The following is an 11,116-nucleotide window of genomic DNA, read 5'->3' as shown; positions in this document are numbered from 1 at the left end:
GTCATCGCGCTACCCCGCCAGCCTGACCGTGGTCGTCGTACCCCAGATGGCCATCGACAGCAGCAGGTCGACGACGTTGATCACCACGATGGACGTCCGTACTGCGCGCCCGACCGCGACGCCCACTCCGGCCGGACCACCGGTCGCGTGGTAGCCGTGGTAGCAGTGCACGAGGATCACCAGGACGGAGAAGACGAGCACCTTCCCGAACGACCAGAGCACGTCTCCTGGTGGAAGGAAGAGATGGAAGTAATGGTCGTAGGTGCCCGTACTCTGCCCGTAGAAGGTGGTCACGGTCAGCCGGGTGGCGAAGTACGAGGAGAGCAGGCCGACGACGTACAGCGGGACGACCGCGATCAGGCCGGCGATGATCCGGGTGGTGACCAGGAACGGCAGCGACGGGATCGCCATCACCTCGAGCGCGTCGATCTCCTCGCTGATCCGCATCGCGCCCAGTTGCGCGGTGAAGCCGCAGCCGACCGTCGCGGCCAGCGCGATCCCGGCGATCAGCGGGCCGATCTCGCGGGTGTTGATGTAGGCGCTGACGAAGCCGGCGAAGGCCGACGTCCCGATCTGGTTCAGCGCCGAGTAGCCCTGCAGGCCGACCTCGGTGCCGGTGAAGAAGGCCAGGAAGGTGATCACGCCGACGGTGCCGCCGATGACGGCCAGCGCACCGGTGCCGAGCGTCACCTCGGCCAGCAGCCGCAGGATCTCGCGGCGGTAGCGGGTGATCGACTTGCCCGACCAGGCCAGGGCCTTGATGTAGAAGGCGAGTTGCTCCCCCAGCCGGTCCAAGGAGTGCAGCGGCTTCTTGATCAAGACGTCGAGGGCAGACTGTGTTGTCACGTCAGGCCCCCTTCGGCGGAACGAGCTGGAAGTAGATCGCCGTCATCGCGAAGTTCGCGACGAACAGCAGCATGAAGGTGATCACCACGGACTGGTTCACCGCGTCGCCGACGCCCTTCGGGCCGCCGCCCGCGTTCATCCCCTTGTACGAGGCGACCACCGCGGCGATGAAGCCGAACACCAGCGCCTTCGCCTGGCCCTGCCACAGGTCGGGCAGGTGGGCGAGCGCGGTGAAGGAGGCTATATAACTACCGGGCGTGCCGTCCTGCAGGACCACGTTGAACACGTAGCCGCCCATCACGCCGACCACGCTGACGAAACCGTTCAGGAAGAAGGCGACCAGCATGGTGGCCAGCACCCGCGGCACCACCAGCCGCTGGATCGGGTCGATGCCGAGCACCATCATCGCGTCGAGCTCTTCGCGGATCTTCCGCGCGCCAAGGTCGGCACAGATGGCCGAGCCGCCGGCGCCCGCGATCAGCAGCGCGGTGGCGATCGGCGACGCCTCCCGGACCACCGCCAGGACGGCCGCGGACCCGGTGAAGGCCTGCGCGCCGAACTGCTTGATCAGCCCGCCGACCTGGAGCGCGATCACCGCGCCGAACGGGATCGCGACCAGCGCGGTCGGGATGATCGTCACGCTGGCCACGAACCAGGCCTGCTGCAGGAACTCGCGCAACTGGAACGGCCGCCGGACCGAGGCCCGCGCGGTATCAAGCGCGAAGGCAAACAACGAGCCGGCGTGCTTCAGCGGGGCGGTCGCCGAAACGGTCACGGGGCCTCCCGGTCTACCGGAGTGACGAGGGAAGACCGGGAGTCGAGGCCCCGTGACCGGCCGCGCGGCAGCGCGGCATTCAGCACAGTCATGTAGCCCCCACCACATCGCCGGCGAAGGAGCCGGGGGGTGGCGTCACGCCGTTGTCCTCGCACCATTGGCCCGGCGGGCGCTGGGTCGGCCGGAGCAGCCCGCTGCTGGGCAGTTGCTGGATCGGGATCGGCGGCAGCGGCGGCAGTTCCTGGTCGGCCTCGGCGGCCAGTTCGTCGGCGTCCTTCTCCTCCGACATGCCGATCGGGCCGATCCGCTGCGCGTTCAGGAACTGGCGGACCACCGGCTCCTCGCTGGACAGCAGCATCTCCCGCGGGCCGAACATGGCCAGGTGCCGGTGGTACAGCAGGCCGATGTTGTCCGGCACGGTGCGCGCGGTGTTGATGTCGTGGGTGACGATCAGGCAGGTCGCCTGGGTCATCTCGTTCAGGTCGATGATCAACTGGTTCAGGAACGCGGTCCGGACCGGGTCGAGGCCGGAGTCGGGCTCGTCGAAGAGCAGGATCTCCGGCTCCAGCACCAGCGCGCGGGCCAGGCCGGCCCGCTTGCGCATCCCGCCGGAGATCTCCCCCGGCAGCTTCTTCTCGGCACCGACCAGGCCGACCATCTCCATCTTCTCCATCACGATGGAGCGGACCTCGGCCTCGGACTTGCGGGTGTGCTCGCGCAGCGGGAAGGCGACGTTGTCGTAGAGGTTCATCGAGCCGAACATCGCGCCGTCCTGGAACAGCACGCCGAACAGCTTGCGGACCTCGTAGAGCCGGCGCTCGGAGCAGGTGGCGATGTCGACGCCCTCGATGTGCACGTGGCCCTTGTCCGGCTTGAGCAGGCCGATCAAAGTCTTCAGGAATACGGACTTCCCGGTACCGGAAGGGCCCAGCATGACGCAGATCTCACCGGCGGGCAGCGTCAGGGACACGTCGCCCCAGATCAACTGGCTTCCGAAGGACTTCGTCAGTCCCTCGACACGGACCTCTACGCCCACCGGTCCTCCTCACGGGTTCGTCGTGCAGCCCCGACCGACGTGCTTTCGTCAGTTCAACGAGGGCGCGGTTGCCTAGGTTACGCACGAGTACCTTTTTGCGTAACCCCTGTATGTCAAGTGTTGGATGACCGATTCGTCACGCTGTGGTCACGCGTTGATCACTTTCCGTACGGAGGGTCACAGACCAGTGCGGCCGAGGACTGTCGGCAGGTCGGCCAGCAGACTAGCTTCGGAAGGGTGGCTCGACGAAAGGGGATGGGCAGATGAGCATCGAGCGACGGACTTTCCTCAGAGGCGGCATGGCGGTCGCGGGGGGTGTCCTGGCGGCCGGCCCGTTCGAGGGCTTCGTGGCCCGGCAGGCGCTGGCGGACCCGAAGGGCAACGCGCCGTTCCGGGCGCTGCGGGCGATCCCGGACCAGCGCGACGGCAAGGTCAGACTGCACCTGCCGGAGGGATTCAACTACCGGTCCTTCCACGACACGGAGTTCCCGGTCGTACTCCGTGACGGCACCCAGTTGCCCGGCCGGCACGACGGCATGGGCGCGTTCCGCGGCCGCAACGGCACCGTCCGGCTGGTCCGCAACCACGAAGTGAACAACCCGGGCACCCCGTTCGGCCCCGGTACGCCGTACGACTCCCGGGCGCAGAGTGGGACGACCACCATCGAGGTGACGCCGACGGGCGAGGTGGTCGACTCCTACACCAGCCTGAACGGCACGATGATGAACTGCAGCGGCGGCGTGATGCCGTGGGGCAGTTGGATCACCTGCGAGGAAACGGTGAACGGGCCCGACGTCGGGCCGGACTTCACCGGTGCGCCGAACGTGTCGCTGACCCAGCCGCACGGGTTCGTCTTCGAGGTACCGGCCGTCGGTCAGTCGGACCGGCAGCCGATCACCCGGGCCGGCCGCTTCGCGCACGAGGCGGTCGCGTTCGACCCGGTCGACGGATTCCTCTACCTGACCGAGGACAACTTCGCCTTCCCCTCCGGGTTCTATCGCTACCGCCCGGCCAAAAACCCGATGCGGACCGGCCGGATGGACAACAAGGGCCGGTTGCAGATGCTCGCGGTGAAGGGGCGCCCGAACCTGAACCTGGCCGCCGAACAGCCGCGGCGGGCGACGTACGACGTGCGCTGGGTCGACATCGACGACCCCGCGCCGCGCTTCCCGTACACGCCGGGACAGACCGCGCCGACGACGAACGACCAGGCGCTGGTGTACGTCGGTGACCAGGGCAGATCGCAGGGCGCGGCGTACTTCTCCCGGCTGGAGGGGCAGGTCTACGACAAGAACATCGTGTACTTCTGCTCCACCCAGGGCGGTGGCGCGGCCGAAACCGGACCTGACTCCGTCAACGGCTACGGCAACGGCTTCGGCCAGGTCTGGGCGTACCACACCCGCGCCCGGAAGCTGCAGCTCATCTACCAGTCGCCGAACCGATCGACGCTGGACTTCCCGGACAACGTGACGACCAGCCCGCGCGGCACCCTGGTGCTCTGCGAGGACAACACCGAGGACAACTACCTGCGCGGCCTGTCGCGCGGCGGCCAACTCTGGGACATCGCCTTGAACCGGCTGACCAGCAGCACCGGGGTGGACCGGTCCGGCGACGAGTTCGCCGGCTCGACCTTCAGCCCGGACGGTCGCACCCTGTTCGTCAACATCCAGGCCAGCCGCGGCATGTCCTTCGCCATCTGGGGCCCATGGCACCGGATCGGCGTCTGACCGGCGAGGAGGATCTCCTCGTCTGGCTGCACGACGACGCGACAGCTGCGAAGGTCGTCAGCGACCTGACCGAACTCGAACCACTCGCAGCCGTCGCAGTCGTCGTACTGGCTGTTCTCCTCGTTCTGCGCCGCTGGGCGGACATGCTGTTCTTCACTGCCGGGGTCGGTGTCGTGTGGGCAGTGAATCCGCTGCTGAAGGAACTCGTCGGGCGGTCGCGGCCGGACCTGTGGCCGCTGCCGCCGGAGGTGTCCGAGTACAGCTTTCCGAGCGGTCATGCGGCGAACACGGCGGCTCTTGCCGGCGCCGTGGCGCTGATCCTGCGACGGCGCTTCTGGGCGGCCCTCGGCGCAGGCTTGCTGCTGGTCGTCGGACTGTCGCAACTGGTGCTCGGACGGCATTATCCGAGCGACATCCTGGCCGGCTGGTGCTGGGCGCTGGCCTGGGTCTCCATCCTCCGGCACCTGCTCCGGAACATGCCGCGGAACGTGACGAAGGGCGGCCCTGGGTAGGACCGCCCTTCGGCGTACTGCTTGGTTGTGCGGCTCAGGCCGCACGGGTCACTTCAGGGTGACGGTGGCGCCGGCGCCCTCGAGGGCCTCCTTGGCCTTCTCCGCGGCAGCCTTGTCGACCTTCTCCAGGATGGCCTTCGGCGCACCCTCGACGAGGTCCTTGGCCTCCTTCAGGCCGAGGCTCGTGAGACCGCGCACCTCCTTGATGACCTGGATCTTCTTGTCGCCGGCCGACTCCAGGACGACGTCGAACTCGTCCTGCTCGACAGCCTCTTCGGCCGGGGCGCCGGGGGCACCCGCGGCGGCGGCGACTGCGACGGGAGCGGCGGCGGTGACGCCGAACTCCTCCTCGAAGGCCTTCACGAACTCAGAGAGCTCGAGCAGGGTGAGGTCCTTGAACTGGCCGAGCAGCTCTTCGGTGCTGAGCTTCGCCATTTTGGCGGTCCTTCCGTAAGTGTGTTGCTAGGTGATCACTGATTGGGGTGTTGCGTGAGTGGATCGGGTCAGCTGTCGGCTGACGCGGTCTCCTCGGTGCTCGCCTCGGCAGGTGCGTCGGCGGCATCTTGTACCGTCTCCGCAGCCGGAGCCTCGTCCGCCACGGGGGCGTCGCCGGCCGGCAGCTTGTCCTGCAGCGCCGCGAACAGGCGCGCGGCCTGCGACAGCGGAGCAGCGAACAACGACACCGCTTGCTGCGGGGCCGCCTTCATCGCACCTGCGAGCTTCGAGAGGAGAACCTCACGCGACTCCAGGTCAGCGAGCTTGTTGATCTCGTCAGAGTTGAGTGCCTTGCCGTCCAGCACACCACCCTTGATGACGAGAAGGGGATTGGCCTTGGCGAAGTCACGCAGCCCCTTGGCCGCGACCACCGGGTCGCCCTTGATGAAGGCGATGGCCGACGGACCCTGCAGCAGCGAGTCGAACGACTCCACTCCCGCGTCCTTGGCCGCGATCTGGGTCAGCGTGTTCTTCACCACGGCGTAGTTCACGTCGTCACCGAGCGTAGTGCGCAACTGCCGCAACTGCGCCACGGTGAGTCCGCGGTACTCGGTCAGCACGGCGCCGTTGGAGCTCTTGAAGTTCTCAGTGAGCTCTGCGACGGCGGCTGCCTTGTCCGGCCTCGCCATGGGTCTCCTTCCGCCCTGCTTGTGACACAGGGTTGGGCTTCGTTCGCCGCACCGGCCAGGACCCTCAACATCGAAAACGCCCCTGCGCAGGCGCAAGGGCGTGAAGAAACTACTCTCACTTACTTGTCACCTGCGCGGGCCGCCCACGAACTTGTGGGACCTTCAGTTGCTCCGGGAGCAACGACCAGCGGTCTTCGGCAGCCTCAAGAGTAACCGCCGGTGACGCCGCCACCAAATCGGTTACTCCGGCAGGTGTGGACGCGGCGGGATCCAGTGGTTCATCGCGATCGCCGCGGCCCAGCCGGTGAGGCCCATGAACAGTACCGCGGGCCCGAGGCTGGACAGGGCTGTCACCGCTGCGACGAGGAAGGGACCGCCCGCGTTGCCGGTGTCGGCGAAGAGGCGGAAGGCGCCGAGGAACTGGGCCCGGCCGCCCGGCGGTGAGGCGTCGGCGCCGAGCGTCATGATGATGCCGGCCCCGAGGCCGTTGCCGACTCCCATCAGCAAGGCGACCGCGGTCAGCATGGTGACCGAGTGGGTCAGCGGCAGGAGCAGGTGCGCGAGGCCGAGCACGAGCATGGACGGTACTGCGACCCACTTGCGGCCGAGCCGGTCCATCACCGAGCCGGCCGGATAGAAGAGCAGCATGTCCACCGCGCCGGAGACGCCGAAGATGATGCTGGTGGTCTGCGCGTCGAGGCCGATGTGCTCGGCCCAGAGCGGGATCACCACCTGCCTGGACGCCCGTACGGCGCCGACGAGGAGCGCGCCGACGCCTAGCGTTCGCAGTACGGGGAGGTGGTCGCGGATCACGGCGGCGGTGGACTGCATGACCACCGGGTTGGCCGCGCGGCTTCGGCGTACGGACTCGAGGTCGGGCAGGCTGAGCAGGACCACGCAGGCGAGCACCGCAGCGACGAGGTGGACCCAGTACGCGCCGTCGGTGCCGAGGAACTTCATCGCGAAGGCGCCCAGGAACGGGCCGATGAAGGAGCCGATCCGCTGGACGCCTCCGAGGGTTGAAAGCGCCCTGGCTCGCATCCGCAGCGGGACTGCCTCGCTCAGGTAGGCCTGCCGTGCCAAGCCCCAGACGGCTCCGGCGACACCGGTCAGGCCGATCGCGATGGCCAGGCCCCAGACGGTCGGGACGACCAGGCAGGCGGCCAGCGCGAGCGAGACCAGGACCGTGGCGAGCAGCATCGCGCGGCGCTCGCCGATCTTGGCGGTGAGCGAGCCGGCCGGGATGTCGCCGATGACCTGGCCGACCCCGGCCGCGGCGACGACCAAACTGGCGACCGCGATCGGGGCGCCGAGTTCGAGCGCGGACAGGGCGACAACGGGAGCGATCGCCCCCTGGCCGATGCCGTAGAGCAGCGCCGGCAGATAGACCGAGGGAGCGATCTTCCAGAGACTGACCGGGTCTGTCATCCCGGCTATCGTGCCACTCTCAACTACATGGTGAGACGGCGGTCCCGGCTGTCAGGACAGGACGGCGAGGGCGTCGATCTCGACCAGCATCGACTCCAGCGGCAGGCCGGTGAAGACGGTGGTGCGCGACGGCAGGACGCCGCTCGGGGTGCGGGTGCCGACGAACTCGGCGTACACGTCGTTCATCGCGACGAAGTCGTCCCGGGTGGTGAGATAGACGCGCAGCATCACCACGTCGTCGAAGGTCGCGCCGCCGGCCTTGAGGATCGCCTCGATGTTCTGCAGCACCCGGGTGGTCTGCGCCTTGACGTCACCCTCGAAGACGAACTGGCCGCTCTCCGGGTCGACCGAGCCCTGGCCGGACACCTGCAGGATGTTCCCCTTGCGGACTCCCTGGGAGAACATCGGCATCGGCGCCGGGGCGTCGGGGGTGGAGACGACGGTCTTGTCGGACATTCGAGGTTCCTCTCGATCAGTGGTAGTCGGCGCCGATGGCGGCCGTGGTGGCGAGCAGGTCGGGCAGCAACTCCAGCACCTGCTCATAGTTGAGCAGAACGTCCGGCACGGAGACGGAGACGGCCCCGACCACCCGGCCGGAACGCTCGGCGATCGGTGCGCCGATGCAGTTGATGAACGACTCGTGCTCGGCCCGGTCATGTGCCCAGCCCTGCTGGCGGACCAGGTCAAGCTCATCGCGCAGTTCGTCCGGACCGGAGATCGTGTTCGGCGTGAACTGGTGGTACTCGATGCTGGTCAGCAGGGCCTCCCGCTGCCGCTTCGGCTGGGCCGCCAGCAGCACCTTGCCGACAGCGGTGCAGTGCAGCGCCGCCGGTACGCCGATCTGCGAGTACATCCGGACCGACTGCACGCTGTCGAGCTTGTCGATGTAGATGACCTGCCCGTTCTCGTACGCCGCCAGGTGCACGGTCTGCCCGGTCTTCTGGTTCAGCCGGCGCAGATGCGGCGCAGCAACAGCCCGTACTACGTGCTGCTCGCGCGCGGCATCGGCCAAGGAGAACAGGCGCGACCCCAACCGGTACCTGTGCGACTCATCCCGTCGCACGAAGCGCTCGGCCTCCATCGTCCGCAGCAGACGCAGGACTGTCGTCTTGTGCACGTCCAGCTCGGTCGCGAGCTGGTCCAGCGAGCGGTCACCCTCGCCGAGACTCACCAGGATCTGCAGGGCTCTCGCCAGGCTCTGGCTCACACCGCACCTCCCACCAGCGCTGGTGATTCGATACCGGTCGGGCCTACGCGCGTGCCGGCCCAGTCGTCTTCCGAGCAATCGAGCAGGATCTGCCGGACTGCCGCTTCAGGTGGCGTCGCGTGGTCGTCGGGCACGACCAGCACCGCCGCTGCGCTCAGGTGTCCGAGCCGCAGCCGCTGCACCATCGGCAGTCCTTGCAAGGTCGCTGCCAGGTAGCCGGCGGCGAAGGCGTCTCCAGCTCCTACCGGTTCCACCACCTCGACACTTAGCGCGGGAACCTCTGTCTGGCGACCGTCCGGCTCCATTGCGAGCGCTACGTGGGCATCGGACTTCACCACGAGCGTCGCCCGTGGACCGAGGAGTTCGCGCAGTTTGGCCGGGTCGCTGGTGCCGGCGAACAGCATCGCCTCGTCGGCGCCGATCAGCACGACATCGGCCGCGCGCAGCAGGCGCCACAGTGGAGCCGGGTCGAGGTCACGCCACAACGCTGGTCGCCAGTTGAGGTCGACGCTCAGGGTGAGGCCGAGCGTGTCTCGCAGCGCGGCCAGTCGATCCAGCAGGTCGACCGCGGTCGTCGAGATGGCCGCGGTGATGCCGGTGGTGTGCACCAACTCGGCGCCGACCAGGCGGTTCCGCACAGCCGGACGGTCGAGGAAGGCCGCATCCATCGCGGCGGCAGCCGAGCCGGAGCGGTAATAGTGCATCCTCGTGCGCCCGGCGATGGTGTGCTTCACATACAGCCCGGTCGGCCTGGTCGGGTCGTCCTCAACTCCGCCGACCTCGACGCCGCGGCTCTCCAGATCGCGCAGGACGTGGCGACCGAATCCGTCGGCTCCGAGTCGCGATACCCAACTGGTGGGGATCCCGAGCGCGGACAGCCCGCCCGCGACGTTGCACTCCGCACCGCCGACCGAGCGGCGGAAGGTCTCGACATCCTCGAGCGGGGCACCGGTATCCGCGGCGAGCATGATCATCGCCTCCCCGATGCAGACCGCGCGGGGCACCAGGTCGACCATGGGCAGTCCCTCTCCGGCCGTTGCGTTGACGAAGTTCTGCCGCGATGCTACAACCGATACGTCAACATACGCAACGACAGTTGCATTATATGCAATCCTGCGCCTCCGGGGGACTCTCATGTCAGCTTCGTACGATGCCGCCGCCGTTGCCGCTCTGGCGGGCGAGCCGGCGACCTGGCAGGACAAGGCACTGCCGCCCGCGTTCTGGGGCCGGACGGTGACCGAGATCCTGGCGGACCAGCCGCGCCTGTCCCAACTGCCCACTCCCCTCCTCACGCTCTCCGGCCCGGGCCTGCGACACAACGTCGCCACCATGGCCAGCTGGTGCACCAAGCACGGAGTAGAGCTCGCACCCCACGGCAAGACGACGATGGCCCCGGCGCTTTGGGCGATGCAGCTCGAGGCCGGTTCGTGGGCGATCACCCTCGCGAACGCCTTCCAGCTCGGCGTCGCCCGGGCCTATGGAGTGAGCCGGGTCATCGTCGCCAACTCGGTCATCTCCCCGCTGCAGCTGCGCTGGATCGCGGACGAGCTCGCGGCCGACCCGTCGTTCGAGGTGCTGGTCTGGGCGGACTCGGTCCGCACGGTCGAACTGATGGAGGCGGCCCGCTCCGCCTACGTGACCCCCGGCGCGCGGCGGCTCGACGTACTGGTGGAGGTCGGTGGAGCCGATGGGCGGACCGGGGCGCGGGATGCCGAGAGCGCGCTGGCGGTCGCGACCCAGATCCTGGAGTCAACCACGCTGCGGTTGGCGGGGGTCGCCGGTTACGAAGGCGCCATCGCGCACGGTGCGGACGAGGCCGGGCTCGAGCACGTCCGGTCGTACCTCGACGTGCTCGCCGCCGTCCACACCCGCCTGCAGGAGGACAACTCGTACGACGCCGACGTAGTACCGGTGGTCAGCGCCGGTGGCAGCGCGTACTTCGAGCAGGTGGCGCAGGTGCTCGCGCCGCTCGGCGAGAACGGGGCGAGGGTGGTGCTGCGGTCTGGTGCCTACATCGCTCACGACGACGGGTACTACCGGGAGGTCTCTCCGCTTGGCTCGGTACCGCGAACCGATGGCGACCGGCTGGTTCCGGCCATGCATGGCTGGGTGCGGATCACCTCGCAACCTGAAGCGGGGTTGGCGATCTTCGATGCGGGCAAGCGCGATCTTCCCTTCGACGAGGGGTTGCCCGAGCCTCAGCTGCTCCGGCCGCGGGCGGCCGGCGAGACGGTGAGCAAGGTCGAGGGGATGACGGTCACGAAGGTCAACGATCAGCACGGGTTCCTGCGGTTCTCTCCCGACGGGGTGGCGCCGTTGGTGATCGGGGACGAGTTGCGGGTCGGGCTGTCGCATCCGTGCACGGCGTTCGACAAGTGGGGATTGATTCCGGTCATCGACGATCCGGAGGCCGACGATCCGGTCGTGGTCGATCTGGTGCGGACCTTCTTCTGATGAGTTC

Annotated in this window: 12 protein-coding genes; 3 read left to right on the top strand and 9 right to left on the bottom strand. The window is 68.3% G+C overall.

All coding sequences use genetic code 11. The features are described 5' to 3' along the window. Positions 1 to 9 precede the first annotated feature (9 nt). The 3 genes from ABD255_RS35745 to ABD255_RS35735 all read right to left on the bottom strand — a co-directional run bounded on the left by ABD255_RS35745 (position 10) and on the right by ABD255_RS35735 (position 2,657). A complete protein-coding gene (locus ABD255_RS35745) occupies positions 10 to 846 on the bottom strand; it encodes an MlaE family ABC transporter permease (RefSeq protein WP_344221224.1) in 837 nt (278 codons plus the stop codon). Position 847: 1 nt separating this feature from the next. Continuing rightward, the gene (locus ABD255_RS35740) at positions 848 to 1,621 is read right to left on the bottom strand and encodes an MlaE family ABC transporter permease (RefSeq protein ID WP_344221223.1); all 774 of its coding nucleotides are present in this window, start codon (positions 1,619 to 1,621) and stop codon (positions 848 to 850) included. 88 nt (positions 1,622 to 1,709) lie between these two features. After that, positions 1,710 to 2,657, bottom strand: a complete 948-nt coding sequence (locus ABD255_RS35735; protein ID WP_344221222.1) for an ABC transporter ATP-binding protein — start codon at positions 2,655 to 2,657, stop codon at positions 1,710 to 1,712. 263 nt (positions 2,658 to 2,920) lie between these two features. Here ABD255_RS35735 and ABD255_RS35730 point away from each other — a divergent pair, with 263 nt between their 5' ends. Then, entirely contained in the window at positions 2,921 to 4,384 is a 1,464-nt protein-coding gene (locus ABD255_RS35730) for a PhoX family protein (RefSeq protein WP_344221221.1), read from the top strand. After that, on the top strand, positions 4,363 to 4,896 hold the full coding sequence (locus tag ABD255_RS35725) for a phosphatase PAP2 family protein (protein WP_344221220.1): 534 nt from the start codon (positions 4,363 to 4,365) through the stop codon (positions 4,894 to 4,896). Before ABD255_RS35730 ends, ABD255_RS35725 begins: the two co-directional genes overlap by 22 nt. Positions 4,897 to 4,944: 48 nt before the next feature. Here the strand turns inward: ABD255_RS35725 and rplL are convergent, their stop codons facing one another. The 6 genes from rplL to ABD255_RS35695 form a co-directional block, all read right to left on the bottom strand. Continuing rightward, a complete protein-coding gene (rplL, locus tag ABD255_RS35720) occupies positions 4,945 to 5,331 on the bottom strand; it encodes a 50S ribosomal protein L7/L12 (RefSeq protein WP_344221219.1) in 387 nt (128 codons plus the stop codon). A 68-nt stretch (positions 5,332 to 5,399) separates the two neighbouring features. Beyond that, the gene (gene rplJ / locus ABD255_RS35715; protein ID WP_344221218.1) at positions 5,400 to 6,020 is read right to left on the bottom strand and encodes a 50S ribosomal protein L10; all 621 of its coding nucleotides are present in this window, start codon (positions 6,018 to 6,020) and stop codon (positions 5,400 to 5,402) included. Between the two features lie 240 nt (positions 6,021 to 6,260). Further along, positions 6,261 to 7,448 (bottom strand): MFS transporter, encoded by a 1,188-nt coding sequence (locus tag ABD255_RS35710; RefSeq protein WP_344221217.1) that lies wholly within the window; start codon positions 7,446 to 7,448, stop codon positions 6,261 to 6,263. Positions 7,449 to 7,499: 51 nt separating this feature from the next. Then, positions 7,500 to 7,904 carry a RidA family protein gene (locus ABD255_RS35705; protein WP_344221215.1) on the bottom strand — a complete coding sequence of 135 codons (405 nt, stop codon included), beginning with the start codon at positions 7,902 to 7,904 and terminating at the stop codon, positions 7,500 to 7,502. A gap of 16 nt (positions 7,905 to 7,920) precedes the next feature. Beyond that, entirely contained in the window at positions 7,921 to 8,655 is a 735-nt protein-coding gene (locus ABD255_RS35700) for an IclR family transcriptional regulator (protein WP_344221214.1), read from the bottom strand. Then, positions 8,652 to 9,671 (bottom strand): sugar kinase, encoded by a 1,020-nt coding sequence (locus ABD255_RS35695; RefSeq protein WP_344221213.1) that lies wholly within the window; start codon positions 9,669 to 9,671, stop codon positions 8,652 to 8,654. The genes ABD255_RS35700 and ABD255_RS35695 overlap by 4 nt, the downstream gene beginning before the upstream one ends. Positions 9,672 to 9,789: 118 nt before the next feature. Here ABD255_RS35695 and ABD255_RS35690 point away from each other — a divergent pair, with 118 nt between their 5' ends. Further along, positions 9,790 to 11,109 carry a type III PLP-dependent enzyme domain-containing protein gene (locus ABD255_RS35690; protein WP_344221212.1) on the top strand — a complete coding sequence of 440 codons (1,320 nt, stop codon included), beginning with the start codon at positions 9,790 to 9,792 and terminating at the stop codon, positions 11,107 to 11,109. Positions 11,110 to 11,116 lie beyond the last annotated feature (7 nt).

It is taken from the genome of Kribbella sancticallisti (assembly GCF_039530625.1).
Taxonomy (GTDB): Bacteria; Actinomycetota; Actinomycetes; order Propionibacteriales; family Kribbellaceae; genus Kribbella; species Kribbella sancticallisti.
The sequence above is the reverse complement of the archived record's forward strand: the minus strand, read 5'-3'. Positions and strand labels throughout refer to the sequence as shown.

Excerpts from the sequence above, each read along its gene's own strand:
- ABD255_RS35730 (WP_344221221.1), top strand. The coding sequence starts at position 2,921 with ATGAGCATCGAGCGACGGACTTTCCTCAGAGGCGGCATGGCGGTCGCG.
- ABD255_RS35725 (WP_344221220.1), top strand. The coding sequence starts at position 4,363 with ATGGCACCGGATCGGCGTCTGACCGGCGAGGAGGATCTCCTCGTCTGG.
- rplL (WP_344221219.1), bottom strand. The coding sequence starts at position 5,331 with ATGGCGAAGCTCAGCACCGAAGAGCTGCTCGGCCAGTTCAAGGACCTC.
- rplJ (WP_344221218.1), bottom strand. The coding sequence starts at position 6,020 with ATGGCGAGGCCGGACAAGGCAGCCGCCGTCGCAGAGCTCACTGAGAAC.
- ABD255_RS35710 (WP_344221217.1), bottom strand. The coding sequence starts at position 7,448 with ATGACAGACCCGGTCAGTCTCTGGAAGATCGCTCCCTCGGTCTATCTG.
- ABD255_RS35705 (WP_344221215.1), bottom strand. The coding sequence starts at position 7,904 with ATGTCCGACAAGACCGTCGTCTCCACCCCCGACGCCCCGGCGCCGATG.
- ABD255_RS35695 (WP_344221213.1), bottom strand. The coding sequence starts at position 9,671 with ATGGTCGACCTGGTGCCCCGCGCGGTCTGCATCGGGGAGGCGATGATC.
- ABD255_RS35690 (WP_344221212.1), top strand. The coding sequence starts at position 9,790 with ATGTCAGCTTCGTACGATGCCGCCGCCGTTGCCGCTCTGGCGGGCGAG.